Raw genomic sequence first — 24,805 nt, 5'->3', positions numbered from 1 at the left:
ATGAAAAACCTATGCATGCTAATAAGCCTCGTTGTGTTTACAATTACGGCGCATGCCAAAACATGGATCGTTCGTCCGGCTACACCGTTGCAAAAGCTTCAGGAGGCTATCAACAACGCAATGCCGGGCGACACGATCATTGTTGAGCATGGCGTTTATCGTGAGCCAACGATCGTTGTAAATAAACCGCTTTATATAAAAGGTGTTGGTTGCCCCGTGCTCGACGGGCAAAAAAAGAACGAGATCATGGTGATCAAAAGCAGCCATGTAGTGATAGAAGGATTTTCGGTGCAACACAGCGGCTATTCAGGATACAATGATATTGCTGCCATTCGAATAGTGAACAGTCGTAACGTTACCATCCGAAACAACAAACTCGATGATACTTTCTTTGGTATATATAGTCAGCATGCAGTAAGCTGTACGATTGCAAATAATGAGCTTCGCTCAAACGCCATAAACGAAGTTACTTCAGCCAATGGCATTCATTGCTGGAAGAGCGACAGTATGCAAATAATGAACAATACCATTACCGGCCATCGCGATGGTATTTATTTTGAATTTGTGACCCATTCTACCATAAAAAATAATGTAAGCACCGGCAATGTGCGTTATGGGTTGCACTTTATGTTCTCCAACGACGATGCGTATGTTGGCAACCAGTTCAGGAATAATGGCGCCGGTGTGGCCGTCATGTTCTCAAAGGGCGTTACCATGGTGCAGAATATATTTTTTGAGAACTGGGGCAGCGCTGCCTATGGTATTTTATTAAAAGAAATCAGCGACAGCCGTATACAGCACAACCGGTTTGTACGCAATACCACGGGTATTTATATGGAAGGAACCAACCGCATTAATGTAACACAGAATGTGTTTTATAATAATGGCTGGGCCCTGAAGATACAGGCCAGCTGTAATGATAATACTATTACCCAAAACAACTTTCAGGCAAACAGTTTTGATGTGGCAACCAATGGAACATTGGTGTTAAACACTTTCAATAGCAATTACTGGGATAAATATGAAGGCTACGACCTCAATCACGATGGGGTAGGAGATGTACCCTACAGACCGGTAAGTGTATATGCCATGATAGCCGAGCGCAACCCGGTAACCATGATGTTGTTTCGCAGTTTCATTGCCAGTTTGCTCGATAAAGCCGAGAAAACAATTCCCGGTTTTATTCCTGAGAACCTGAAAGACGATCAGCCACGAATGAAAGCATTTAAATAATACTGTTCCCGGTTACCCGTTACTGGTTACCGGGACTAAAATTCGGAGACCCCGATTGCTGGCAGGCTGATCAACATTCAAGGCCTGGCAACCGGAAACTGGTAACCGGTAACTCTTTATTTTATGATCATAGCAACTAATGTTACGAAAAGATTCTCTAAACTTACAGTGCTCGACAACGTAAGCGCCACCTGCAATAAAGGACAAACTATTTCGCTTATAGGTCCCAATGGTTCGGGTAAAACTACTTTTATAAAATGCCTGTTAGGTATGGTGGTGCCCGATAGTGGTTTTATAACCTTCAACCAGCAGAACATTGCACATAACTGGCTATACCGTAGTAACATTGGGTACATGCCGCAAATTGGCCGCTATCCCGAGAATATGACCATTGCACAAGTGCTGGATATGATGAAAGATATTCGCAAACATTCGGCCGGGCCCCTGGATGAAGAACTTATTCAGTTGTTCAAACTTGATGGTATGATGAATAAAAGAATGGGCACATTGTCGGGCGGTACCCGCCAAAAGGTAAGCGCCTCGCTGGCATTCTTATTCAACCCCGATGTGCTGATCCTCGATGAACCCACGGCCGGCCTCGACCCATTATCAACAGAAATATTGAAAGACAAGATCAGGAAAGAAAAACAACAGGGCAAGCTGGTATTGATCACTTCGCATATCTTAAGCGACCTCGATGATATAGTTACCGAAGTGATTTATATGGAAGAAGGCAAACTTCGATTTCATAAATCGCTTACCCAGTTGCAGGAAGATACCGGTGAAAATAAATTATCACGCGCCATTGCACATGTAATGGCGGCCGCTAAATAGAATAACCATGAAAAAGATCATTAAATATGTTTTGCTCGATCTGTTACGCAACAGGATCATCATTGCTTTTACGGTGTTTTTAGCGGTGATCTCATTCAGTGTGTTCAATCTTGAAGACAATCCATCAAAAGGGATCTTAAGCCTGTTGAACCTGGTATTGATCATTGTTCCGCTGGTGAGCATCGTATTTTCAACCATCTATGTGTACAATGCGGCCGAGTTTATTGAACTGTTGGTGTCGCAACCACTAAGGCGGGTAAATATCTGGCTAAGTATTTTTACAGGGCTGGCTTCATCAATGTGTGTGGCATTTTTAGTGGGGTGCGGCCTGCCGGTGCTTATTTATGCACCAACCGATGTTGGTTTAATGATGACGGCCATGGGCTTGCTGTTGACCATTGTTTTTGTGTCAATAGCCCTGTTGGCTTCGGTACTTACGAGGGATAAAGCAAAAGGAATTGGTGTTGCCATTTTATTATGGTTCTATTTTACCCTTATTTTTGACGGCATTGTATTATTCTTATTATTCCAGTTCATGGATTACCCAATGGAAAAACCAATGGTGGTGTTCAGTTGTTTAAATCCTGTTGACCTGGCGCGCATTCTAATTTTATTGAAGCTCGATATTTCGGCTTTAATGGGCGCCACCAGCGCCATATTTAGTAATTTCTTTGGTAATCAATGGGGTATGGCTGCCACTGTACTCATTATGATTGCCTGGGCCTTTACGCCGCTGTGGTGGTCGGTAAGAAAATTTAATAGAAAAGACTTATGAAAAAGGATATTAGTAACAGAGCGGATATACAATTACTGGTTGATACCTTTTACAACAAGGTGAAGCTCGATGAAACCATTGGCTACCTGTTTAACGACGTTGCCAGGGTGAATTGGGAGCAGCATTTACCCCGTATGTATGATTTTTGGGAGAATATTCTGTTTCAAACCGGTGGGTTTAAAGGCAATCCGATGGTAGCGCATGTGCAGTTACACCAGAAATCGCCGCTTACTGCCGCCCATTTTGAACGTTGGCAGCAATTGTTCCTGGCAACGGTTGATGAACTGTTTGAAGGCGATAAAGCCGAATTGATAAAACAACGGGCACGGTCCATAGCAACAATGATGTTGGTTAAAGTGCATCCCTCCAACGATCCTAGATCAATTTTATAATAGCCTGTAAATAAAAAAATCTCCCGTCCCGATGGCCATCGGGATGGGGAGACAATCTCTTTTGGCGTTTCCAAAAGGCGTTTTCATTGATCTTTCATTGGATTTTTGGACAGGGTACTTGTACTTTGTTTTCTAAGGTCTCTGTGTACGGATTATAAACGGGCTTAAGGTTGGGAACTGCAAGGGTACGTTCTTACCTACGGGTTTTTTAAGGATACGGTATGGATAAAGGTTTCAGAGGTAGTCTAAGGTTTTTGTTTGCTTGCTTTCTGATGTAAAAATAACATAGCCAGGGGGCGGTTTGCAAATAATAGACACACTGATTGTGTATAATGCCCGTATTGTTTAAACAGCAATAGGGGGTAGTATGTAGGGTTAGTTTTAAGTTCTTAGTTTTTAGTTCATAGTTTTAGGGTTGTTGGTTACATCACCTTGTTAACTTGTTAACTCGTTAACCAGTTAACTAAATTTTGTCATATGATGCCCAATTGCTAAATTTAACACATAAACGCCTCTGATTAGCAGCATAGCTTGTATATAGCATACATATATTATCACCTCAAAACTAATTGAGCTATGCAACGTTACAGCCTGCAGAAACACCTGGGCCCTTACACCATTGACAAACTATTGATCCAACGCATTGAAACTTACATTAACCGGAACATTCCCCGTATTCTGTTGTTGAACCTTGAAAAAGGTAAAGAAAACCCACTTGGCCCGTTTATTACCGTTACCATTCAAAAACAACACGCTAAGGAGAAGTTACGCTCTATTGATGAGTATGGTTATGAACTGTTTGATGAGAATGTTGAAGAAGTTACGCTTGAACTGGTGCATAATAATGCCTTCAATTTCTGGGGACAAAAGATCATTGTTCTCATTATGACATTCAATCCGCAAAGCGGTTATTGCGATCTTTCGCTGGCGTTGAATGAAGAAGATCCCCGCGATAAAGTATATGCAATTGAAAAGGGTTTAAAGGCAGTTATGAACCGTAATAAGAAGTCTATTCCTCTGGCAAGATTTTTCAGGTAGAACTGCTTGTGTTGTTTTGAGATTAACAATTAAAAAAAAGGTGGGTCTCCCGATGCATCGGGAGGCCCACCTTTTAAAGTTTCTCAAAATCCTAAATCTCAAAATCAGAAATCACTTATTTATTCTCCAGTGCATTCTCAATAATGAACTGCAGGTTGGCGCGATGCGCCTTGGTTTCTTCGTTGGTTGAAACTGCAGTGGCCAATTGTGTTTTTATCTTTTTCAAAGTATACAGGGCCGATGCTTTTGATACATCATCAAATTGTTGGTTTTGCACGCCAACCATAGCCACCAGTTGCCGTACAAAATAAGTTTGAAGGTACTGGCGGTATACGTTTACATTGGTTGCTATATCGGTACTAAAGATGCCTTTTTGCAAATCGCTCATCATGCTGGCAACACTGTATTGGTTACCATATAAACGGCTATTGGTGAGGCGTTGCAAAGTAGCGCCATGTAACAGGTGCGATAAAGCGCCGGAAGCCTGTACCTGCAATAAGTTATCAGTAATGCGATAATCTTCACCGGTACCGTTCTGCGTAAGGCCACGGCGTTGTGGTTGCAAATAAGCATATACCTGTGCATCGGCATCAAAGGCATTGGGTGCAAATACATATTTTGTAAGCACATCCATAGCCCGTTTTTGGGTGGCAAGGTCAACCGGGGTAAATGGTTTGGTAGCTGATTTCTGTTCGGGGAAACTTCTGTCAACATATACACCGCCTATATACCGGCTAACAGCCGATGTCATGGCAAAACGTTGACTAAGCAGTACGCCATAGCGTGAACGCAGCTCGGCATATGACTGGCCTTCCTTGGTATATTTCTGCACCAGTTTGCCCATTACCTGGTTTACTATTTTATAACGGTCTTCGGCATAACCGATGGCATCGCTGGTAAGTTCATTTACATTAACCCGTGGGTCCATGGCCTTACCAGGTGCACGCATATCGTCGCCATCGTTACCAAAATTGAGTTTGGGATCGGTACTGCGGCCAATGATCTTTTTCAGGCCTTCTGCTTCTTCGGATTCACTAAATGGGGTATAACCGTATTCAATAGCCCACACATCGTAAGGGCCGGCCATAGTGGTGTAGTAATCGCCCTGTTTGCTTTTGTCTAAAGCAATATTGATGGCCGGGTAATCCATTACAGAACCTATAAGCCCTATTTTATGTGTGATCTCTGTATTGTTTATTTCGGCAGGCGACAACATCTGGCTGGCTTTCATATTGTGGTTCAGGCCCAGGGTGTGGCCCATTTCATGCATAATGAGATAAACCAGGAATTGTTTGTGCATTTCTTTTACTTCCGTGGCCGATGCGCCGCTGGCGTCGAGCACAGTCATACCTGTTAGTAACTGGCCCTTTAGTTCATTGGCCAGTGAGCAATTGGCTTCATGTTGCGGGTCCATACCCGGGTATTGTAAGTTACCGGTAGCGGCAAAGCCTTTGAACAGTTCATCAAAGATAGGCGTTGAGCTGCCCGAGAACCATTCTATGGTTATGTCGGCGCCAATGATCTGTCCCGTCTTTGGGTTTACAAAGCTGGGGCCTATTGCGCCATAGGTAGGTGATGCAGAAGATACCCAGCGGATGACATTGTAACGGATATCGGCGGGGTCCCAGTTGGCATCATCGGGCATTATTTTCATTTGAACGGCGTTCTTAAAACCTGCTTTTTCAAATGCTTCATTCCATTTTAACCCGGCATCCATAATGATCTGGCGATATTCAACCGGTGTGGTATTTTCTATCCAGTAAACAATGGGTTCAACTGGTTCGCTAACGGCTGCATTAGGGTCTTTCTTCTTCAAATACCAGCGATGAATAATGTCTTTATATGGAACGTTGCTGATGCTCGTTTGGTCGTTTATGAATTGTGAAAAGTAGCCAACCCTGGGATCGTCGCGGCGTGAACGGAAATCATTTTCGGGCATGGCAATAAGGCTGTGTTGCATACGAACACGTACATAACGGGGATCAGTAATGTCGGTGGTGCCTGAATTATAAGGGGCTGGATTATCGTAAGCCAGGTCAACTGTTATATCTGAGTTGTTGGGGAATGAGCGAACATTGGCGTAACGCGATTTGGCGGTGTTCAGCATACCCAGGTTAAAGATGGCCGTTGGTGGAATGCCGGGCGGGAAAAGCGGCTTTACAGGATCGAGCTTTTCGCTGATGAATAATCCGTCGGCGCTTATCAGGTAACCATCGGCATCTTCACTAACGGTTTTTTCAACCAGGAAAACCGCTTCGGGTTTGTCAACCGATGCCGTTTTGCTAACGGGGTTATTTTTATCGTACCAGAACCGGGTGTTCACACGTGAGAACTCCAGCTTATCAAATGCTTTTTCGATCTTGAAAACCAGGGTAGCACGGTGCATGCTCTGGTTCAAATACAACTGGTTGGGACCACTTATTGAAAAGCTTTGGTAGATATATTCTTTACCAAGCTGGTTCTTTTTCACATATAGTTGTACGCTACCGTTAGTGGTATCCTGGTACAGGGTGAACAGGCCTTCAATTTTACGGCTGCTTTTAACTTTATCGGTAATACCGGCAGGTTTCTTTTTGGCAGTATCGGTCACTGGTGGGGGGTAGGCGACCCCTTTTTTATCCTGTGCATGGGCTGCAGTTAGCAACAAGCCCGGCGCTACGATCAGGACCTTCAGGAAATTTTTCATACATGTGTTTTTAGGTATATCAATATACTCACGGTTTTATGTATGCCGGCTTGTTTTGGGATGGAAGGAAGAAGAATGTGCTAATTGGCTAATGTGCTTATTTGCTAATTTGAATACAAATGGAAATGAAGTATTTTTGTAATAGATTAAAGCGACATTAACCGTATGGGAATCTGGAGACAACTACAGGAGTACTTCTATCTTAAGAAACGTGACCCCAATGCACCACATACGCCCTGGATGCGTTATATGCATGGCATTAACAGGATCTCCCTGTTTATGTTCCTTGTTGCAATAGTGATTATTATTGTTAAGCTGATACTGATGAAGAAATAAGAGACAGTTACCAGTTACCGGTGGCCGGAAACCGGTAACTGCTTCTTAAATGCTCAGAGGCTATTTATTTCCCTGTAAATATTCTTTGATGATCTGCGCCGCCCTGGCCGAGGCATGTCCGCCCTGACCAAGCAGTTGGCGCAAGCTGGTATAGTCGGTCTTTAATTGCTGCTGCGTGGCTTCGTTGTTCAGCAGGGAGTCGAGTTCTTTACGCAAATTGCCGGGTGTTAATTCATTCTGAATTAATTCTTTCACCACCAGCTTATCCATAATGAGGTTCACCAGTGAAATGTATTTCACCTTAATTAGCCTTTTGGCTATTTGGTAAGAAATATTGCTGCCTTTATAACAAACCACTTCGGGAACGCCAAACAGCGCGGTTTCGAGTGTGGCGGTGCCTGAGGTCACTAATGCGGCGCGGGATTGTAATAACAAATTGTAGGTAGAATCGCGAACAGCCGAAACATTGGGATACATGGCAAGCACCGATTCATAAAAGCTGTCTTCCTGTCCCGGCGCTTTGGCCACAATGAACTGATAGGTGGGGAACATGCGGCTTACTTCCAGCATGATGGGCAGCTTTTTCAGGATCTCCTGTTTACGGCTACCGGGTAATAAGGCAATAATGGGTTTTGTTGCCAGGGGCTTATTTCCAGGAGCCAGTTGCGCTTCTTCCACCACTTCAATCAACGGATGGCCTACGTATTCAACATCCCAGTTCCATTTGTCTTTGTAATAGTCTTTTTCAAACGGAAGTATCACCAGCATTTTATCAATGCATTTCTTCATTTTGATAACGCGGTTCTCCTTCCATGCCCACACTTGTGGTGAAATATAATAAATGATCTTATAGCCTTGTTGTTTGGCCCATTCGGCTATGCGTAAATTAAAACCCGGGTAATCGATGAGAATGAGTGCGTCGGGTTTGTATTTGGAGATATCGTCTTTGCAGAATTGAAGGTTTTTGAGAATGGTGCCAATGTTTTTGGCCACTTCCCAAAAGCCCATGAAAGCCAGTTTACGGTAATGCTTTACCAGTTCGCCGCCTGCCTGTTGCATTCTATCGCCGCCCCAGCACCGGATGTTGGCTGTGGTATCTGATTTCCTGATCTCTTTGATAAGATTACTGCCGTGTAAATCCCCTGATGCTTCACCGGCGATTATATAATAACGCATGGGGTAAAGATAAGGGATTGTAGTTGAACAGTTGACGGGTTGACAAGTTGACGAGTAACGCAAGCGAGCCAGGTAGATATCCCCCTCCCCCTTCCGGGAGAGGGGCAAGGGGAGGGGGCCATGTATCTTCTATAGTATAAATTTCAACACCAAAGATGCTATCGCATATATAAGCGTAATAGCAAAAATTCCCTTGGCGGTTTTGTCGCGGCGGGTATTGATGTAAAAAGTGAACAGGGCTATATTTGCTACCAGACAGGGAACAGAAATAGCGGTGATCTGGTTTTTGTTTGAGCCTACAAATTCCAGAAAGTCCATGAAGGAATATGCTCTGAATCTGACGAAATAATAGATAATAAGGCTTAATAAGGGGGCAATAAAGCCCAGCAACATGCCAAAGCGGAGGTTGTCTTTTTTGAACATTACAGTTTCCAGGTTTTTTCTAGCTTTTCTTTCAGTTGATAATGGGTTAGGTCAAATTGCACCGGTACCAGACTCACGTAATTATTTTTAAGGGCCCACACGTCAGTATCTTTTCCTTTGTCGAAGTTCACAAACTCGCCCGTAAGCCAGTAATACTTGCGGCCGTTGGGGTCATTACGTTCAACAAAGTCTTCTTCATATTTCGCATACGCCTGCCGGCAAATGCGAATGCCTTTTATAAGTTCGGGTGCAACCGGGGGAAAATTTACGTTCAATACTGTATGTTTTTCCAGCTTCGTTTTCAACATCTGTTCAACAATAATACGGGCATATTTTCTGGCGGCGGTAAAATCGGCCTCTATGCTGTAGTCGAGTAGAGAGAAACCCACCGAAGGAATGCTTTCGATGGCTGCTTCTACTGCGGCCGACATAGTGCCGGAGTAAATAACATTTATTGAGTGATTGGCGCCGTGGTTAATACCGCTCAGGCACAGGTCGGGTTTGCGCCGTAATATCTTGTCTACAGCCAGCTTTACACAATCTACCGGGGTGCCTGAGCACTGGTAGGCTTCCACTCCATCGAAAAAAGTGCTCACCGCACTCAGGCGTAAGGGTTGGCCAATAGTAATGGCGTGTCCCATACCCGATTGAGGCTTGTCGGGTGCAACAACAACAATCTTTCCGAGGTCTTTTACTGCTTCAACCAGATTGTGTATACCCGGTGCTGTTATACCATCGTCGTTTGTTATCAGAATAACGGGTTTAGCCGCTTTTACTGCTTTCTTCTTTTTTGCCATATCTTATAACAAAAATGCTGAAAAAATCTATCAAATGCGTGAAATACATGAAATAAGTACATGGTAAGAATGGACCATTGTCACATCCTTTTTGCCATACATAAAACATGGATAACTAGAACGCTTTTATGTCAGGAACATTATAAATACGAACACCATTTTCTGGCGGATGAGTGATGGCGTAATGAAGAGTGCCTGTCATTTGTTTGATGGTAACAAGACCTTGCTGCCGGCTTTGTTCACGGGTAATGGGTAGTAGCCGGGCCAGGGCGTAAAGTGGAGTTAACAATATAGGCCACCAATGACCGGGGCCCAGTACATACCAGGGTCTTATGAAACTACATTGAGCGCCGGTTGCTTGTAACAGGGCTTCGCCTTTTGCCCGTACGGAGCGGTAGTCTTTCATAACCCGGCTGGGGTACTGGCTTACGCTTAAGTAAATAACATGGGGCAGGTGGTTGCGTTGCACTACTGAGGCGGCCTGTTCAACCGATGCCAGGTCAATGGTCACAAACGCATCTTTTTTGGCCGGGGAAGGGTGGTGAACACCTATGAGGTGAATAAACACATCGGCCAATTGGGCCTTGGCACTATAGGAGGCGGCGTTAAGCGCGTCGCCGGTAATAATTTCAACGCCTTTAGGGAGTTTATGCTCCGAACCTTTGCGCACAAGGGCTTTAATATGGAAATTGCCGGTTTGCAGCAGGGCGCTGATAAGCCGGGAGCCTATATACCCGGTTCCGCCGGTTATAAAAATGGTTTGCATGCGTGAAGGGTGTTACTTCTAATATATACGAATTGTTACATATAGTGGATTTTGTGAATAAAGAAAGAGCTTAAAGCTGTAAGGCTAAAGCAAACCCGCAACCCGGGACCTGAAACTCGAAATTACGAACGACGCGAGGTAACAATTAATATCGAGCTTCGAAAGAGTAAACTGAGAACTAAAAACTAAGAACTTGAAACTGCGCGCAGGCCTTGCGCGGGGTAAAATTTCGTGGAATTTTGGCCGCTTTCCGCTACCTTTGCAGCCGATTAAAACTACAGGTAGGTTAACTGATTGTATTTCGTTGATTATTAATTAATTGTAGAGATAATTTACCTGGTAGTGGTCAACTATTCAACTTTTTCAACATGGCAGGTCAGTTAAAAGAAGTTCGTAATAAGATCAAGGCTACACAGAATATGCAGCAGATTACCAAAGCAATGAAAATGGTAAGCGCTGCCAAATTGAGAAAAGCCCAGGATGCTATCATCCAAATGCGTCCATATGCCCGTAAACTTCAGGAAGTACTTAGCAATATCGTAAGTAACTCTGAAGGTGATGCAGGCATGGCCCTCGCTGTGGAACGCCCCGTTGAAAAAGTGTTGCTGATCGTTATCACCAGCGATCGTGGTTTGTGTGGTGCTTATAATGCCAACGTAATTAAAGCTGCCCGCAACGTTATCAATGAAAAATATGCCGCCCAGCAAGCCAAAGGCACATTACATGTGTGGGCTATTGGTAAAAAAGGCTATGAGTTTTTCCAAAAGAACAAATTCAAGGTTAGCGATACCTATAAAGATCTTTTCCTGAACCTGAAATTCGAGAACGTACAGGCTGCCGCTCAGGCTGCTGTAAAAGCTTTCGAGGCTAAGGAATATGATGTAATTGAATTAGTATACAGCGAATTCCGTAATGCTGCCGTTCAACGGTTTGCGGTAGAACGCTTCCTGCCCATTCCTAAAGTTGAAAAGAAAGAAGGAGCTAAACAAAGCGACTTTATTTTCGAGCCCGCCAAAGATGAGCTGATCGCCGAGCTTATGCCAAAGATCCTGAACACCCAGTTGTACAAAGCAGTGCTCGATGCCAACGCATCGGAACACGGCGCCCGTATGACTGCTATGGATAAAGCCAGCGAAAACGCCAACGAGTTATTAAAGAACTACAAAATTTCATACAACCGGGCCCGTCAGGCTGCCATCACTACCGAACTGACCGAGATCGTGAGCGGCGCCGCGGCATTACAAGGTTAAACTTTACTGATGGAAATTTCCAACCTGATACCCCATATTGAAGCGTTGATCTTTGCCAGTGAAAAGCCATTGACTACACTGGAGATCACTGACCTCATCAATAATGCCTTTGGCTTTATGGAGGATAAGATCATGCTCGATCAGATTGAATCTGCCATTGAAGGGATACTTGAGAAATACAAAGCAGAGTTCTATCCCTTTGAAGTGCGTGAGAGCGGGGGCGGTTGGCAGTTCCTTACCAAAAAAGATTTCCATAAGACCGTTGCCCAGCTGAACGGTGAAAAGTTCCTGAAGCGCTTATCTACAGCAGCGCTGGAAACGTTGAGTATCGTTGCTTATAAACAACCTGTTACCAAGTCTGAAATTGAGGCTATACGCGGGGTGAGCAGCGACTACGCTATTCAGAAGTTACTCGAAAAAGACCTCATTGTTATTACAGGTCGTAATGAGAACCTGCCCGGCCATCCGCTGGTGTATGGCACTTCAAAGAACTTCATGGATTATTTCGGTTTGAACACAACCGATGACCTGCCCAAACTGAAAGAAGTATTCGACGATAATATAGTAGTGCCTACCGCTATTAGCGAAGAAGGTGCTGCCCAGCAGGCTGCTGAAGGCCGGGGAGTTGAAGAAGCAACCGAAGAAGAAGCAACGCCTTCTGTTAACGGCACACACCTGAATGGTACTGAGCTCACATATAGCGAAGAAGGAACTGAAGAAGAAGCTGCTGAAGGCGGCCTGGAACAGGAGACCGATGAAGAAGCTATAGCAGAAGAAGCCGAAGCACTTGATGAAGAAGCGGGTGAGGTTTTTGATGAAATAGCTGAAGAAGGTTTTGATGAAGAAGAGGTTTCGGATGAGGAAATTGAAGAAGAAGGCGAAGAAGCTGAAGCCGATGACGATTCTACTTCCTTTGTGGTTGATGAAGATGGTGAGCTGGTAGAAGAGCACAAAGACGACGAAGAGCAGGAAGAGGAAGAAGGGGAGAATGAAGAAGAAGAGGAAGAGGCTGATGAGGAAGATGTTGAAGAGGAAGAAGAGCTTGAAGAAGAAGAGGAAGAAGAAGGTGACGACGAGGAAGAAGCCGAAGAAGAAGAGATAGAGGATGAGGAAGATGCTGAAGACGCAGAAACCGGCGATGATGATGAAAATGAAGCCGGTGATGACGGGGATGAAAAAGACGAAGAAAAAAAGTAAGAACAACATTTTATATAGAATATGCGCATTAGCCGGTTGGCCGATGCGCATTTTTTTTAGGGCTGCCTGCCCGTTTTTGCTTTGGGCTTTTGGCTTTAAGCTTTCACCTGTATTTCTGCATTTGCTTGCAGCTTGTGGCTTGGAGCCTGGGGCCTGGGGCTGTATTCGCCTTTGGCTTTTAGCTTTCAGCTTTCAGCCGTATATTCGCATACTATGGCACAGCAATTATCAAGAGAGTTTTTAATTCAGTTAGCGAACGAATTCGGTACACCCCTGTATGTGTACCATGCCGAAAAAATAAAAGAGCAATACGAGAAACTGAAGAAGGGTTTTGAAAAGATCAATGCCCGTTTTTACTATGCGTGTAAGGCCCTTACCAATATTAATATTTTAAAGTATGTCAATAGCCTGGGCGCTGGTGTTGATTGTGTGAGCATTTATGAAGTAAAGCTGGCCCTGAAGGCAGGTTTCGATCCCAAGAATATTTTGTACACCCCCAATTGCGTAGACTTTCAGGAAATCGTTGCCGCAAAAGAGCTGGGTGTAAATATCAATATCGACAACATTTCTATCTTAGAGCAGTTTGGCAATAAGTTCGGCAGCAGCTATCCTGTTTGCATCCGGCTTAACCCCCACATTATGGCTGGTGGTAATTTCAAAATATCAACCGGCCACGTCGATAGCAAATTTGGTATCTCTATACACCAGATCAGGCATATTGAACGTATTGTAAAAAGTACCAAAATAAGAGTTACCGGGGTGCACATGCATACCGGAAGCGAGATCAAAGATATAGGTGTGTTCCTCGAAGGGTTGGAAGTGATGTTCGAGATCACCAGCCATTTCCCCGACCTGGAGTTTATTGACCTGGGCAGCGGGTTTAAAGTGCCTTATCAACCCGATGATCCCGAAACAGATGTGGCTACCCTGGGTGCAAAGATGGCCGTAGCATTTAAGAATTTTGAAAAAGAAAGCGGTAAAAAACTACAGGTTTGGTTTGAACCAGGCAAATACCTGGTAAGCCAATGCGGTTATTTTGTAGTAAAGACCAATGTGGTAAAACAAACCCCGGCCACCGTATTTGCGGGTGTTAACAGTGGTTTTAATCACCTCATCAGGCCTATGTTCTATGAGGCATATCATCATATTGAGAATATTACAAACCCCAATGGTCCCGAAAGGATCTATACGGTGGTAGGTAATATTTGCGAAACCGACACCTTTGCCTGGGACCGTAAGCTGCATGAAGTGCGCGAAGGCGATTACCTGGTGTTTTATAATGCCGGCGCATATGGCTTCGAAATGTCGTCGAACTTTAACTCAAGACTGAAGCCTGCCGAAGTGCTGATAAAAGATGGTAAAGCACACCTCATTCGCAAACGCGATGAGTTTGATGACCTGCTGAAAAATCAAATTGAAGTTTTATAAAATTATCCCGACGGTTTCCGTCGGGATTTTTATTTACATTCATAACTGAATAACCTTACCACCATGCCAAATAAATTCATACAACGACTCAATAATCCTGTATTATTCAGGTTATTTCTTTTGTGGAAATTGCCCGCGGCTTTCTTTTCGGGTGTTCGCATCAGGGAGATCGATGAAAAGCATTGTGTGGTGACGGTGCCGTACAAATGGTTCTCGCAAAATCCTTTTCGTTCAACTTATTTTGCCTGTTTGGCCATGGCTGCGGAAATGAGCACGGGCTCACTCGCAATGGCAATTGTAAGCGAGCGTAAACCAGCCGTATCGATGCTTGTTGTGAAGTTTGAAGCAGGGTATTTTAAAAAGGCTACCGGCGGAACGCGTTTTGAATGTAAAGATGGTGATCTGTTGTTGAGTGTTGTTGAAAAAGCTATTGCTACCGGCGAACCGCAAACCTGTGTAACAACTTCTGTTGGTACGAATGCGCAGGGTGAAAAGGTTGCTGAATGTTTTATTACATGGTCGTTTAAGGCAAAAACCAGTTCATAAGTTATTCAGTTATTAAGTTCGTAAGTTTTAAGTTAACTTTTGAGCAAGAGGTTTACCTGAAGAACCAACCAACTAAATAACTGAACAACTGAATAACTCAAAAACTCAGAAATAATGAAGATCGCATTTCACGGTGCTGCACGTACCGTTACCGGATCAAAGCATTTGCTAACATTGAATAATGGCAGGAAGTATTTACTCGATTGTGGAATGTTTCAGGGATTGGGGCAGGCAACCAGTAATTTGAACCGGCACTGGGGATTTAATCCATCTGAAATTGATCATCTGATTTTATCACACGCCCACATAGACCACACCGGGCTTATTCCCAAACTTACCGCCGATGGTTTTACCGGTAACATCTATTGCACACCGGCCACCAAAGAGCTTACCCAGATTTTACTCACCGATTCGGCCGAAATACAGGAAGATGATGTTAAGTATTTGAACAAGAAAAGAGCAGCCGAACGGCAGCCATACCTGCAGCCATTATATACAGTGGAGGATGCAGAAAATTCATTTCAATTTTTTAAAGCTGTTGATTATGGAAAATGGCATGCGATCGATGATTTTGTAGAAGTGATGTATACCGATGCCGGTCATATCATTGGCAGCGCCGTAGTGAACCTGAAAGTAAAAGAGAATGGTAAAGAAACCCATATTACCTTCAGTGGTGATGTTGGCCGTTACCGCGATGTGATCTTACGTTCACCCGCTGTGTTCCCACAAGCTGATTATATTATTCTTGAATCAACCTACGGTAACAGTCTGCACGAAATGAATGTTACCACGCCCGATCAATTGCTGCACTGGATTGAAAAAACCTGTCTGCAAAAGAAAGGTAAGCTCATCATTCCGGCATTCAGTGTAGGCCGCACGCAGGAATTATTATATCATTTGAACCAGCTTGAGCTGGAACGCCGCCTGCCCGATCTGGATTATTTTGTAGATAGCCCGTTAAGCGTAAAAACAACAGAGCTGGTTAAACGGTATCCGAATTATTTCAACAAAACAATTCAAAAGGTGCTTGAGTCCGATTCAGATCCGTTTGGATTTAAAGGATTGAAGTTTGTAAAAACGGTACAGGAATCGAAGCTGTTGAACTTCCGTAACGAACCTTGTGTCATTATTTCGGCAAGTGGTATGGCTGAAGCCGGAAGGGTAAAACACCATATTAGTAACAATATTGAGAACAGCCGCAATACAATATTAATGACGGGTTATTGCGAACCCGATTCATTGGGTGGCCGCCTATTGCAGGGCCGAAAGGAAGTGCATATTTATGGTGTAATGCATGAAGTGCATGCCGAAGTAGGTTCTATTCATAGCATGAGTGCCCATGGTGATTATGAAGATCTGAGCCAGTTTCTTGCCTGCCAGGAACCGCGTGATATTAAGCGATTGTTCCTTGTTCATGGTGAATATGATGTACAGCAACAGTTCAGACAGCGGTTATTGAAGAAAGGTTTTACTGACGTAGAGATACCAGAGTTGCATTATGAAATTGGGTTGACATAGTTAATAAGTTAACACGTTGACGAGTTAACAAGGAGTTGAAAAGTTGATATAGTTGAAAGAGTTGATGGAGGTTATACATGAGTGGTGAATGGTGAGTTGTGAGTGGGGTTCGCGAATGTTAAAGTTAATAAGCAAAAAAGGCGGAGCGAAGCGATGTCAAAATAGTTGGCGCAAGCCACTCGCACTTAGCCCAATTAGAAACTCGGAACACTAAACTTAGAACTCAGGCGGGCCTATTACCATTAGCCCATTGGCCTATTAACATATTATGCAAAAACCGCCTCACGGGGCGGTTTTTTAATTCAATAATCTTTGGGTAGTCTCTAAGTAAAATTTAATTCATCTATAGGCTCAGATTTTTGGGCTCTCCTTTCAGATAATGGATCTTAAATGTTTGGTTTTTTCATCGGATCGGATCGTTTAGGGTTTTTTCTCGAGGAGATTTTTTTGTTGGTTTTCATGGATTGTTGGATATAAAACGGGTTTGGCTTTTCTTCGGTAATCAGGCTCCGTGACGCCTTTTTACTGGATTTTTCCCTTTTACGGGGTCTTTCGGTTTTTGTACAGGATATTTCGATCGTCAACAAAGATGGCCAATCTTTGACCCGTGATCAACTTTATTCGACTAATAAATAGAAACCTTCGATTTTTAGGTAGAAAACCCTGGTTGAATGGGGTAAATATGTAATATGAGTGTGAGGGTATATATATAAAAAAGAAACCGGCCTCTTTGGGAGACCGGTAATGAAATCCGTATCATGAGCAGGCTGGAGATTTAGTTCACACTAGTTTTCATAGCTAAGGATTCCACTTTTTGTTCTTCCGTTTTAAGGATAGGGTTTATAATTGATAACCGTCACAATTAATAAGTTACACAGTATATATAGTTCTGCTTTTAGGGGTCATTTTTCGTGAGAACAAAGATGGGTACACGAACCGGCAAAGAGAAAATTATTAGCTCTTTGGGGGTATAATGCCGGTAAATAGAAAGAAATTTTCGACGAAAATTATATAATGTTTAAACGCTTTAATACATCAGCCTTGTGCGCTTTACTTACAGGGATCTCGTTCCCTTTGATAAACAGATCGTTCTCACGAATGTCGTCGATCTTGTTGATGTTGATGATGTAGGAGCGATGTACTTTGATAAAGGTTAGGCGGTTAACCTTTTCTTCGAGGTTCTTGATGGTATTGTGGGTAATGTACTTTTTGTCGGGGGTAACAAATTTCACATAGTCACCCATACTTTCAATGAATAAGATATCATCATTGTTTAACCGAACCAGTTTGCCATCGCATTTAATGAAGATATGGTCGGTAGCGGTGCTGCTGATATTATTATCGCCGGCAGCGGTGGTAAGCTTGTTCAACGCCTCCTGAAAACGTTGATACGTAAACGGCTTTTTCAAAAAGTCGGTAACGTTGTACTCAAAAGCATTATAAGCGTATTCCGATTTGGAAGTGGTGAGAATGACCTTGGGATAGTAGGCGAGTTGATCGAGCAGGTCGAACCCGGAGGCGCCGGGCATTTCCACATCCAGGAACAATATGTCAACAGAATTTTTATTCAGATACTCAAGCGCCTGCTCAACATTGGTAAAGTGGCCTTTCACTTGTAACAACCCACTCTTTTCGCAGCATTTTACCAGATAGTCAGCGGCTACCTGCAAATCCTCAACAATGACACAGGTCCATTTCATAAAATATTGGAATTGAATTCTTTCAACTTGTTGTACTCCGATGCGATCAGCTCCTTACTCTCTGCTAATGTAACTACAATTTGCTGATATTCTGACGTTAATTCATTTGAAGAAGTTGCTTTTTGGCAAAAATCCTCAAAATCCCTGCAAATATTTTGAACTAACGGCAATCCAACAAATCCAAACGTTGGTTTCATTTTGTGTATTGCCTTTTTAAGGTCAGATAAATTATCAGTTTCGTATGCCCGTTGTATTCCTTTGAAATCTTCATCAAAATGGGTAAGGGTCGTTTGAAAGATCTCCTCTATGTACTGGTAATCATCTTCATATAAACTATAAAGGTACTCGCTGTCAATTTTTTCGTTGAAAATGAATTTTTTAGAGAAATTTGATCCGTTCATTAGAAAATAGTTTGTCCATTTTTTCGTTAAATTGTCATCCGTAAATAGAACTTTCAGTTCTAATCCAATAACTCTATGAAGGAGAAAATATTATATCTGATCTACTCTATTTACAGGGAGATAGTTCATTCTGGCTTGCATGAGGGTGTTTCCAAGGAACTACGTAAAAGGATCATCCGCTTCAACCAGTTCATACTACTTGCCCTGCTGCTTAACTTTTTCTCCGTATTCTCCTACTTTTACCATAAGCTCTATATAAGTGCGTTAGTAAATATTACCTCCGCTTATTTCTTTTTATTGGCATTTTATTTTGGGTCGCGACGAAAACTGGAGACGGGGCGCATTATTGCGGTCATAAATATAAATCTTTACTTAATTGTTATATGCTATATTGAAGGGCTAAGGGCGGGGGGATACCTGCTTTACTTTCCTTACTTCGTAGTGTTGACGTTTGTTGTTAGTATTCGCCGCAACTTTAAGGAACTGTTATCTGTATACTCCATTACTGTTATCGCATCGCTGGCCTGTGTAAAAATTTGTCCATACGTAAACGATATTCAAAAAATAACAGAAGCCCTGTATGCTCAGTTATACAGTGGCAACCTGGTGATATCACTGGCCATGACCATCATCTTCTCTTATTCAATATTGCAGGTGAATAAAGACAATGAGGTGGCCATTTTACAGGAAAAGATCTTTGGTGATACCATTTTCAATACCTCGCTCGATGGCGTATTTATTGTTTATCATCAAACGAACATCATTGCCAGTTGTAATAATCGCGCCCTGGAGTTGTTTGAGGTAAGCGAGAAACCCGAAATTGAAGGCACCAATATTGAAATGTGGTTCGAAGAGCATCATGTACAACAGTTCAATTCAATAAAAGAACAATTATCGGGTGAATCGCGGCCCTGGCAGGGTGAGCTTACGCTTACTGCAAAAACGGGTAGAACATTTTATGGTTTTGTAAGCGTAGTGCCTTTTAATTATAAAGAAACAGGTTATACCAAGATCAGTATCCTCGATGTATCGAATGTGAAGATGGCCGAGTTTGAGCTTATGAAAGCTAAAGAAAAAGCCGAAGCCGCCGCCCGAACGAAATCACGTTTCCTTAGTAACATGAGCCATGAGCTGCGCACACCGCTGAACGGTATTATTGGCGCCTCAAATTTATTGTTGCAGGAAGAGCACATGCCCACGCAAAAGCAACACCTCGACATTCTGAAATTCTCTTCTGAGCACATGATGATGCTCATTAACGATATCCTGGATTATAATAAAATGGAAGCCGGCAAAGTAGAACTGGCCGATGTGCCGGTGAACATAAAAGAGTTCATGCAAAAACTGGCCGGACAGTTCTCGCCTCAGATAAAATCGAAAGGGTTGGAATTTAAAATAGATATCGATGACCGCCTTGACCTGGAATTTTATACCGATGAAACCAGGTTGAACCAGGTGCTAAGCAACCTGCTGGCCAATGCCCTTAAGTTCACACACCAGGGCGCCATTACAATGGCGGTTCGCCGTTTGTTCTCATCAAGTGCAAAATCGACCCTGCAGTTTATTGTGATGGATACGGGTATAGGCATACCTAAAAACAAACACAAAGAGATCTTCGATAGCTTTACCCAGGCAGATGTAAATACAACACGTAAATATGGTGGAACCGGCTTAGGACTGGCCATTACCAAACGTATAGTAAATATGTTCAACAGCGATCTGTTGTTGGAGAGTGAAGAGGGGAAGGGAAGTGCGTTTCACTTTACGGTTGAACTGAAGATCTGTGAGAACCGCAAACGCTACATCAATGATGAAAATATAAAACACCTCGATTCACTGGAAGGTATACGGTTACTGATAGCAGAAGACAACCCGGTGAACCTGTCGATAGCCAAACGGTTCTTAACAAAATGGGGCATTAAGGTAAGCGAGGCCACCAATGGCCGTGAAGCGCTGGCCCAGTTTAAAAAAGGTTCTTTCGATCTGTTGCTCATAGACCTTGAAATGCCCGAAATGGATGGCGCCACTGCGCTGAAAGAAATACGCAAGATCAATGCAACAATACCGGCCGTTGCCTTTACTGCTGCGGTGTATGATAATATGCAGGATGATCTGCTTCAAAAAGGATTCACCGATTTTATTCATAAACCATTTAGACCCGAGGAGCTGCATTCGAAGATTTCTTATTTAGTGTCTGCGTTACGCGCGTAGTGTGTACGCTTTTAAGTGGTAGAAGTAGGATTTTCAACTTCCTCGTCAACTTGTTAACTCGTCAACCAATATAAACCTATACCCAAAAAGGGTTAAAATTGTCATGCCTCTCCCCATTTACAACTAAATTTCCATTGTCTTAATCATAGTTCGGGTTTTATCCCCGGAGCTTTGTATCTTGCATACCTGTTCATTTGTATAGCATAGTTTAGTATTAGCCGAAAAAACAAAGCCATGAGAAAGATTCCATTGAATGTTTCTTCTATAAGTATATATTTACAGCCAATTCAGGCAACACCATTAGCCTGTCAACACACAGATTTTCAGTATTTAGCGAGCTGTCCTCTGATTAATCCAAAATTTATTGCACTACAATCTTATACTTATACCGGGTAACCTGTGTGTCTGAGGGGGCTTTGGGCAAACCTTAACTATACCATCAACCTATCCTACGTTTACATTAACGATAATTATTTTATCATATATCTTTTCCGGGTAAAACATAGCCGCAGCAATCACCCGGAACGACTACGGTTGCTGCATAATTTTCTCATGTGACTCGCAGCCCCTATTCTTAGGGGCTGCCTTTTTTTGTGTGGGGGAACACCAAAACGCTAACATTTCATTAAGCATACTTTCACAAAGCCTTATACACCGGCACATTCTTTTCAACGTAAATTATAGAGGTGATTTTAACCCAAAAAGGAGGAATGAATATGCGAGTATTAAAGGCAATTCCGGTTCTGATTTTACCCATTATACTGGCGGTTGGCTGTGCTGCCCCGGCCTACGTTGAAAAAGACGAAACGGCCGATTTCAGCCGGTATAAAACATATGCGTGGATAGATACAGATAAAAAGAACGACAAGAACAGGCACAATGAGTTTATGAAAAAGAATGTGCATGAACTGGTGAACACAAAGCTGCAAAAAGAAGGCTGGCGGGAAGTTAAGACCAGACCCGATGTGTTGATCAGCTATGACCTGTTGGTTGAGAAAACAAGCCGCGAAACATCGAACCCCGTTTACTCGGCGCCATACCAGCGGATGTTCTATAACCCATTCTATCGTCGCTGGGGTACCATTTACTATCCATCCACATTCATGGGATATGATTATGGTACTGCAGAAGTAAGGGAAGGTACATTAACCATTACCATGGTTGATGCCAATACCGATAAAACCATCTGGCAGGGTTGGACGACCGATGATGTAAACAGCAGGAACCTTACCCGAAGGGAAATTCAAAGCAGTGTAAATTCCATCTTCCGCAAGTTTGATGTGGTAAAGAAATAAGTTTAGAACTGATGAAAAAGAAAAACCTCCCGGCTTGCCGGGAGGTTTTTTTGTTTATTGCCAATTGCCTGTTGACTATTGATAGTTCAGGTGCAATTCAACTCTTCTGTTTTTAGTACGACCGGCAGGTGTGGTATTAGGAGCAACCGGTTTTGAATCACCAAAGCCCTGAGCAGCGATACGATCAGCAGAAATACCTTTTTTGATCAGGTAGTTCTTAACCGCATCAGCACGTTTGGCCGATAATTTCAGATTGCTTACCGCATTACCTTTATTGTCGGTATGACCTTCAATGCTGATGTGCAGTGCAGGATCAGCTTTCAGAACTTTAACTACTACATCGAGTTTAGGATACGATACTTTTTGAATAACGTCTTTGCCCGACATGTAGTAGATGCTCTTAGCAGCAATAGCTACTTTCTTAACTACATCCTGTTTAATTTCAGGACAGCCATTGTTGGCGGGTTTACCAGGTGTAGAAGGACATTTGTCTTCTTCATCGTTAACACCATCGCCATCAGTATCTGGGATGGGGCAGCCATTGTATTTGGCGGTACCTGCAGTTTGCGGACATTTATCTTCTTCGTCGTTGATGCCATCGCCATCGGTATCAGGAATTGGGCAACCATTGTATTTGGCAACACCAGCTACATCAATACATTTGTCGTCTTTGTCGGCAATGCCGTCTTTGTCCTTATCGGGGCAACCAGCCAGGGCCAATTCACCGGGAACATCAGGACAAGCGTCTTTTTCATCAACAACACCGTCGTTGTCTTTATCGCGATTTACTTCTTTAATTACCTCAACGCTTTTTACAACGGTATCAACCTTTGTTTCAACTATTGTTTTTGTTTCAACAATAGGTTGAGGTGCTACTTCAGTTTTAGTTACTTCCTCTACAGGTTTTTCTTTTTTATGCCGTTTTGTTTTTACACGTTGGTAAATAGGCAGGGTAAAACCTAAGTGAACATCAGCCTGGCTAATATTCTGGTTTCCGAACATATTCGACAGAATAGAACCTGAACCCAGGAACAGGAAACCAGCTCTAAGACCTGCACCCCATGAGAAATCCTTATTCACAGCATTGTAATAAATGGGCGAATAAAGGCTGAACCATTTTTTCTCAAGGCGTGGTGTGATGGTAAATGAAGTTGCGTAATGTGCGCTTACTTCATTTTTATCTTTACCCACCATGTTCACAATAGTACCAGCATTAATGAACAGGCGTTTGTAAATATGGTAATCTACATCGAAACGGAAAGTAGTGGGCAACTTAACTTTCATATCGGCCGCACGGGTAGCGGTTTTAAGAATACCCACGGTTTCGAGGCGGCTAAAATACTCATCGAAAGTTTCCCCGTCTTTTTTGTCGAGGTCATCGGTAGTTTTACCAGAGGCGTCAATAGTATAGCTGTTGCCGTGCGCTGAGTTTTTGTATTTAACCGAACCGAGATCGTTGATAGAAGCGTTCACCCGCACTTTATAAGGGGTTTGGTCCCTATCGAGCCAGGTACCGTTCTCAGGGCGCCATTCGTATGAAAAGCCCAGGTCGAGGCCGAGGCCATGGTTGCCAGTTGCTTTATCAAGAATGTCTTCATAATCATCATCAACTCCATCGAGGTTATCTGAATAGCGTACGTTCAGGTCACCTTCGAGTTTATTGATGAAATCGTTCTTTTCAAGATTCACTCTTAATTTCTTAGAGTAAACAGAAGCGGCGGCCATTCCTACCACATATTTACCTGTGATACCCATTTTCAGCAAATGTTGGGGTGTGCTGTAAATGATACGGCCATAGGTTAAACCAGCTTCAGCAAAGGCGTGTGACTTTAACTGTAAGCCTTCCTCATTGATATCCGTGCCATACAGGGCGTCGGCGTCGCCTTTACCCAAAAACCGGAAAGTTTTGTCGCTAAGGTTAGAAACATTCAAGAGCGTACGGGCGCGGGTGTACAGAGCTACACCGCTTTTTTTACCCGATGTGAACATAAAAGAGGGCCCCATGATGTCGGTATTGAACCACAGGCTCTTTTTATCGGCATTATCCGATTTAAAGTAATCCACGTTCTCTTCGGGATCTGAGAAATCAAAGCTTTTGAACTTGGAATTCTTGTACTCGTAGGCGTTATTACCCGCCAGAGCGCTCAATGAGAAGAAGTTAATGTTCACTTTGTATTTGCTGCCCGCAACATTGGCCGGGTTTTGCAAAACTCCATGAACTCCTGAGTAATTGTCGTAAGTAAATCCTGTAAACTGTTGAGATAAGCCAAACAAGGGTACACAACTCATCAGGCCTAATACAAGGCGTTTTTTCATGACTTGGGGTTTGCTAAGTGTTTTAAGCGGTTAAATTGAACTTAATTATTGTTATCTAAAACGCCGCAAGGTAAATTAAATTATATGTATTTTGAAATGTAACGGATTATATATGCGGTAAATTGGTTTTTAAAGCCTGTTTTTTAACGGGTTATACTTATTTAGGCGAATAGGTGATAGTGTTACTTTAACCCTATTGTGTGGGCCGGGCAGTAATAACGAACGCCCGTTATGCGGTATAATTTTGATTGAGCGATAAGAATTCTTTTACATATTATATTCCTGCCATTACTACAGGGTTAATTATGAGGGTTGTTCATATTCATATGTCTTCGCTTTATATACATGTAACGAATATGCGAAAACTGGAAAACTTCCTACATTTAACGTTGCATCATTAATGAAAACCCTGGACCATTTCCTCGTACGTTCCAGCCACCATTGATCAATTACCTCTTTTGATTGAATATCAAATACCCAACCCATT

General features: G+C 42.9%; 21 protein-coding genes. 13 read left to right on the top strand and 8 right to left on the bottom strand.

The annotated features are described in order from the left end of the window. The 5 genes from GGD38_RS32195 to GGD38_RS32175 all read left to right on the top strand — a co-directional run bounded on the left by GGD38_RS32195 (window position 1) and on the right by GGD38_RS32175 (window position 4,272). On the top strand, window positions 1-1,233 hold the full coding sequence (locus tag GGD38_RS32195) for a nitrous oxide reductase family maturation protein NosD (RefSeq protein ID WP_375296479.1): 1,233 nt from the start codon (window positions 1-3) through the stop codon (window positions 1,231-1,233). A 123-nt stretch (window positions 1,234-1,356) separates the two neighbouring features. Next, window positions 1,357-2,067, top strand: coding sequence for an ABC transporter ATP-binding protein (locus GGD38_RS32190; RefSeq protein WP_375296478.1), 711 nt, complete (start codon window positions 1,357-1,359; stop codon window positions 2,065-2,067). Window positions 2,068-2,074: 7 nt separating this feature from the next. Continuing rightward, window positions 2,075-2,842, top strand: coding sequence for an ABC transporter permease (locus tag GGD38_RS32185; RefSeq protein ID WP_375296477.1), 768 nt, complete (start codon window positions 2,075-2,077; stop codon window positions 2,840-2,842). Beyond that, entirely contained in the window at window positions 2,839-3,234 is a 396-nt protein-coding gene (locus tag GGD38_RS32180; protein WP_375296476.1) for a group III truncated hemoglobin, read from the top strand. The genes GGD38_RS32185 and GGD38_RS32180 overlap by 4 nt, the downstream gene beginning before the upstream one ends. Before the next feature lie 576 nt (window positions 3,235-3,810). After that, window positions 3,811-4,272 carry a hypothetical protein gene (locus GGD38_RS32175; RefSeq protein WP_375296475.1) on the top strand — a complete coding sequence of 154 codons (462 nt, stop codon included), beginning with the start codon at window positions 3,811-3,813 and terminating at the stop codon, window positions 4,270-4,272. A 115-nt stretch (window positions 4,273-4,387) separates the two neighbouring features. Here GGD38_RS32175 and GGD38_RS32170 read toward each other — a convergent pair whose 3' ends face one another. Next, window positions 4,388-6,958 carry a zinc-dependent metalloprotease gene (locus GGD38_RS32170; RefSeq protein ID WP_375296474.1) on the bottom strand — a complete coding sequence of 857 codons (2,571 nt, stop codon included), beginning with the start codon at window positions 6,956-6,958 and terminating at the stop codon, window positions 4,388-4,390. A gap of 165 nt (window positions 6,959-7,123) precedes the next feature. Here GGD38_RS32170 and GGD38_RS32165 point away from each other — a divergent pair, with 165 nt between their 5' ends. Beyond that, window positions 7,124-7,294, top strand: coding sequence for a DUF6728 family protein (locus tag GGD38_RS32165; protein WP_375296473.1), 171 nt, complete (start codon window positions 7,124-7,126; stop codon window positions 7,292-7,294). A 60-nt stretch (window positions 7,295-7,354) separates the two neighbouring features. Here GGD38_RS32165 and lpxB read toward each other — a convergent pair whose 3' ends face one another. The 4 genes from lpxB to GGD38_RS32145 form a co-directional block, all read right to left on the bottom strand. Further along, window positions 7,355-8,470, bottom strand: coding sequence for a lipid-A-disaccharide synthase (gene lpxB, locus GGD38_RS32160; protein WP_375296472.1), 1,116 nt, complete (start codon window positions 8,468-8,470; stop codon window positions 7,355-7,357). Between the two features lie 129 nt (window positions 8,471-8,599). Then, window positions 8,600-8,893: a hypothetical protein gene (locus GGD38_RS32155; protein ID WP_375296471.1), complete on the bottom strand. Its 294-nt coding sequence runs from the start codon at window positions 8,891-8,893 to the stop codon at window positions 8,600-8,602. Next, complete coding sequence (surE, locus tag GGD38_RS32150) at window positions 8,893-9,690, bottom strand: 5'/3'-nucleotidase SurE (RefSeq protein ID WP_375296470.1); 798 nt, start codon at window positions 9,688-9,690, stop codon at window positions 8,893-8,895. Before surE ends, GGD38_RS32155 begins: the two co-directional genes overlap by 1 nt. A 115-nt stretch (window positions 9,691-9,805) precedes the next feature. Next, entirely contained in the window at window positions 9,806-10,456 is a 651-nt protein-coding gene (locus GGD38_RS32145) for an SDR family oxidoreductase (protein ID WP_375296469.1), read from the bottom strand. A 368-nt stretch (window positions 10,457-10,824) separates the two neighbouring features. On the opposite strand from GGD38_RS32145, the gene atpG reads away from it, so the two are divergent. From atpG to GGD38_RS32120, 5 genes are all read left to right on the top strand, one after another. Beyond that, window positions 10,825-11,706: an ATP synthase F1 subunit gamma gene (atpG, locus tag GGD38_RS32140; RefSeq protein WP_375296468.1), complete on the top strand. Its 882-nt coding sequence runs from the start codon at window positions 10,825-10,827 to the stop codon at window positions 11,704-11,706. 9 nt (window positions 11,707-11,715) lie between these two features. Continuing rightward, the gene (scpB, locus tag GGD38_RS32135) at window positions 11,716-12,903 is read left to right on the top strand and encodes an SMC-Scp complex subunit ScpB (protein ID WP_375296467.1); all 1,188 of its coding nucleotides are present in this window, start codon (window positions 11,716-11,718) and stop codon (window positions 12,901-12,903) included. A 213-nt stretch (window positions 12,904-13,116) separates the two neighbouring features. Beyond that, entirely contained in the window at window positions 13,117-14,331 is a 1,215-nt protein-coding gene (gene lysA / locus GGD38_RS32130; protein WP_375296466.1) for a diaminopimelate decarboxylase, read from the top strand. A 63-nt stretch (window positions 14,332-14,394) separates the two neighbouring features. After that, the gene (locus GGD38_RS32125) at window positions 14,395-14,877 is read left to right on the top strand and encodes a DUF4442 domain-containing protein (protein WP_375296465.1); all 483 of its coding nucleotides are present in this window, start codon (window positions 14,395-14,397) and stop codon (window positions 14,875-14,877) included. A 114-nt stretch (window positions 14,878-14,991) separates the two neighbouring features. Then, entirely contained in the window at window positions 14,992-16,395 is a 1,404-nt protein-coding gene (locus GGD38_RS32120; RefSeq protein ID WP_375296464.1) for an MBL fold metallo-hydrolase RNA specificity domain-containing protein, read from the top strand. A gap of 1,007 nt (window positions 16,396-17,402) precedes the next feature. Here the strand turns inward: GGD38_RS32120 and GGD38_RS32115 are convergent. Both GGD38_RS32115 and GGD38_RS32110 read right to left on the bottom strand, forming a co-directional pair. Then, a complete protein-coding gene (locus tag GGD38_RS32115; RefSeq protein WP_375296463.1) occupies window positions 17,403-18,095 on the bottom strand; it encodes a LytR/AlgR family response regulator transcription factor in 693 nt (230 codons plus the stop codon). Beyond that, window positions 18,092-18,496 carry an Hpt domain-containing protein gene (locus GGD38_RS32110; RefSeq protein ID WP_375296462.1) on the bottom strand — a complete coding sequence of 135 codons (405 nt, stop codon included), beginning with the start codon at window positions 18,494-18,496 and terminating at the stop codon, window positions 18,092-18,094. Before GGD38_RS32110 ends, GGD38_RS32115 begins: the two co-directional genes overlap by 4 nt. 75 nt (window positions 18,497-18,571) lie before the next feature. Here GGD38_RS32110 and GGD38_RS32105 point away from each other — a divergent pair, with 75 nt between their 5' ends. Together GGD38_RS32105 and GGD38_RS32100 are read left to right on the top strand one after the other, a co-directional pair. Next, on the top strand, window positions 18,572-20,707 hold the full coding sequence (locus GGD38_RS32105; protein ID WP_375296461.1) for a response regulator: 2,136 nt from the start codon (window positions 18,572-18,574) through the stop codon (window positions 20,705-20,707). 710 nt (window positions 20,708-21,417) lie between these two features. Beyond that, on the top strand, window positions 21,418-22,002 hold the full coding sequence (locus tag GGD38_RS32100) for a DUF4136 domain-containing protein (protein ID WP_375296460.1): 585 nt from the start codon (window positions 21,418-21,420) through the stop codon (window positions 22,000-22,002). Between the two features lie 75 nt (window positions 22,003-22,077). Here the strand turns inward: GGD38_RS32100 and GGD38_RS32095 are convergent, their stop codons facing one another. Beyond that, window positions 22,078-24,318: a DUF5723 family protein gene (locus GGD38_RS32095; protein ID WP_375296459.1), complete on the bottom strand. Its 2,241-nt coding sequence runs from the start codon at window positions 24,316-24,318 to the stop codon at window positions 22,078-22,080. Window positions 24,319-24,805: the final 487 nt, after the last annotated feature.

Origin of the sequence: Niastella sp. OAS944, assembly GCA_024809215.1 — a bacterium.
Taxonomy (GTDB): Bacteria; Bacteroidota; Bacteroidia; order Chitinophagales; family Chitinophagaceae; genus Niastella.
This window is presented reverse-complemented; position numbering and strand designations above follow the sequence as displayed.

What these genes read in the sequence shown, in the direction of transcription:
- GGD38_RS32195 (WP_375296479.1), top strand. Translation starts at nt 1, where the DNA reads ATGAAAAACCTATGCATGCTAATAAGCCTCGTTGTGTTTACAATTACG.
- GGD38_RS32190 (WP_375296478.1), top strand. Translation starts at nt 1,357, where the DNA reads ATGATCATAGCAACTAATGTTACGAAAAGATTCTCTAAACTTACAGTG.
- GGD38_RS32185 (WP_375296477.1), top strand. Translation starts at nt 2,075, where the DNA reads ATGAAAAAGATCATTAAATATGTTTTGCTCGATCTGTTACGCAACAGG.
- GGD38_RS32180 (WP_375296476.1), top strand. Translation starts at nt 2,839, where the DNA reads ATGAAAAAGGATATTAGTAACAGAGCGGATATACAATTACTGGTTGAT.
- GGD38_RS32175 (WP_375296475.1), top strand. Translation starts at nt 3,811, where the DNA reads ATGCAACGTTACAGCCTGCAGAAACACCTGGGCCCTTACACCATTGAC.
- GGD38_RS32170 (WP_375296474.1), bottom strand. Translation starts at nt 6,958, where the DNA reads ATGAAAAATTTCCTGAAGGTCCTGATCGTAGCGCCGGGCTTGTTGCTA.
- GGD38_RS32165 (WP_375296473.1), top strand. Translation starts at nt 7,124, where the DNA reads ATGGGAATCTGGAGACAACTACAGGAGTACTTCTATCTTAAGAAACGT.
- lpxB (WP_375296472.1), bottom strand. Translation starts at nt 8,470, where the DNA reads ATGCGTTATTATATAATCGCCGGTGAAGCATCAGGGGATTTACACGGC.
- GGD38_RS32155 (WP_375296471.1), bottom strand. Translation starts at nt 8,893, where the DNA reads ATGTTCAAAAAAGACAACCTCCGCTTTGGCATGTTGCTGGGCTTTATT.
- surE (WP_375296470.1), bottom strand. Translation starts at nt 9,690, where the DNA reads ATGGCAAAAAAGAAGAAAGCAGTAAAAGCGGCTAAACCCGTTATTCTG.
- GGD38_RS32145 (WP_375296469.1), bottom strand. Translation starts at nt 10,456, where the DNA reads ATGCAAACCATTTTTATAACCGGCGGAACCGGGTATATAGGCTCCCGG.
- atpG (WP_375296468.1), top strand. Translation starts at nt 10,825, where the DNA reads ATGGCAGGTCAGTTAAAAGAAGTTCGTAATAAGATCAAGGCTACACAG.
- scpB (WP_375296467.1), top strand. Translation starts at nt 11,716, where the DNA reads ATGGAAATTTCCAACCTGATACCCCATATTGAAGCGTTGATCTTTGCC.
- lysA (WP_375296466.1), top strand. Translation starts at nt 13,117, where the DNA reads ATGGCACAGCAATTATCAAGAGAGTTTTTAATTCAGTTAGCGAACGAA.
- GGD38_RS32125 (WP_375296465.1), top strand. Translation starts at nt 14,395, where the DNA reads ATGCCAAATAAATTCATACAACGACTCAATAATCCTGTATTATTCAGG.
- GGD38_RS32120 (WP_375296464.1), top strand. Translation starts at nt 14,992, where the DNA reads ATGAAGATCGCATTTCACGGTGCTGCACGTACCGTTACCGGATCAAAG.
- GGD38_RS32115 (WP_375296463.1), bottom strand. Translation starts at nt 18,095, where the DNA reads ATGAAATGGACCTGTGTCATTGTTGAGGATTTGCAGGTAGCCGCTGAC.
- GGD38_RS32110 (WP_375296462.1), bottom strand. Translation starts at nt 18,496, where the DNA reads ATGAACGGATCAAATTTCTCTAAAAAATTCATTTTCAACGAAAAAATT.
- GGD38_RS32105 (WP_375296461.1), top strand. Translation starts at nt 18,572, where the DNA reads ATGAAGGAGAAAATATTATATCTGATCTACTCTATTTACAGGGAGATA.
- GGD38_RS32100 (WP_375296460.1), top strand. Translation starts at nt 21,418, where the DNA reads ATGAATATGCGAGTATTAAAGGCAATTCCGGTTCTGATTTTACCCATT.
- GGD38_RS32095 (WP_375296459.1), bottom strand. Translation starts at nt 24,318, where the DNA reads ATGAAAAAACGCCTTGTATTAGGCCTGATGAGTTGTGTACCCTTGTTT.